Consider the following 1,232-nt stretch of genomic DNA (forward strand, 5'->3'; position numbering starts at 1 on the left):
GTTTCACGACGCGCAAATTGCGCATTAATCAATCAGCTATGCATCCAAACTCATGTCATTGGATGTAATAATCGGGCGCAATCAGGAGTAAAACGCGAAACAACGCCTACGGTTGGCAAGCGATATAAGAAGGGAATGCTATTTATACAACACTCAGTCGTAAATAATGAGTGGCAGAGGACAACAGCAAAATAAAGATTAAAAAGACAAATTTTTGACGATAAAAAGGCAGGTAGCAAACTCCCGTTTGCCCCTGCCCTATCAGACGCTCAGATGAACACTGTGATAACAGCGAATATCAGCTACGCTCTACCTGCGCCGTAGCAAACAAGCGACAGAAGTTCTCCGTAGTTGCTTGCGCAAGAGTCTCCACAGAAACGCCTTTCAACACCGCCAGATACTCCGCCACGTCACGAACAAACGCCGGCTGATTTTCTTTACCACGGTGCGGTACTGGGGCCAAATACGGTGAGTCTGTCTCCACCAGTAAGCGTTCCAGTGGTACTTCACGGATCGCTTCACGCAGCGCTTCTGCATTACGGAAGGTGATGATCCCTGACACCGAGATATAAAAGCCCAGCTCCATCGCCTGACGCGCAAAATCGGCATCTTCGGTAAAGCAGTGGATCACACCACCACATTCTTGCGCCTGCTCTTCACGCAAAATACGTAATGTATCCTCACGCGCATCACGAGTGTGAATAATCAGCGGCTTATTCACTGCCCGCGCAGTACGAATGTGCTCACGGAACACCTCTTGCTGCAACGCAACGGTATCTTCGCTGTAAAAGTAGTCCAGACCAGTTTCGCCAATAGCCACCACTTGCGGCTCTGCCGCCAGCTCACGAAACGCGGCAGCATCAAACGGCTCATCCAGATCCAGTGGGTGTACGCCGCATGACAAAGAAACATCACGACGATGGCCTACCAGCGCTTTTAACGCCTGATAGCGGGTTAAGGTCACTCCGACACTCAAAAAATGCTGTACTCCACACTCACGTGCTTTATCCAGTACCGCATCCACGTCCTTATGCAGATCGTTATAATTCAGCCCATCCAAATGGCAATGGGAATCGATCAGAAACAAGGGAAACTCCTCAGATATCACTACTCAGATGCAGCCACAAAGTGGTTAATAGCAATTCGCTATTCAAGCTGCCTGATGTCAATAATTCATGGCGCAGCGCAGTCAGCGCCTGTAGCCAATGCTGCAACGTCACCACATCAATCCG

General features: G+C 49.4%; 1 protein-coding gene. It reads right to left on the reverse strand.

Annotated elements, in window-relative coordinates; all coding sequences use genetic code 11:
- Positions 1 to 298 precede the first annotated feature (298 nt).
- Positions 299 to 1,087: a YchF/TatD family DNA exonuclease gene (locus tag ACRC27_RS04915; protein WP_116546446.1), complete on the reverse strand. Its 789-nt coding sequence runs from the start codon at positions 1,085 to 1,087 to the stop codon at positions 299 to 301.
- Positions 1,088 to 1,232: the final 145 nt, after the last annotated feature.

Origin of the sequence: Plesiomonas sp., from assembly GCF_051650925.1 — a bacterium.
In the GTDB taxonomy this organism is placed as follows: domain Bacteria; phylum Pseudomonadota; class Gammaproteobacteria; order Enterobacterales; family CAMTGL01; genus Plesiomonas.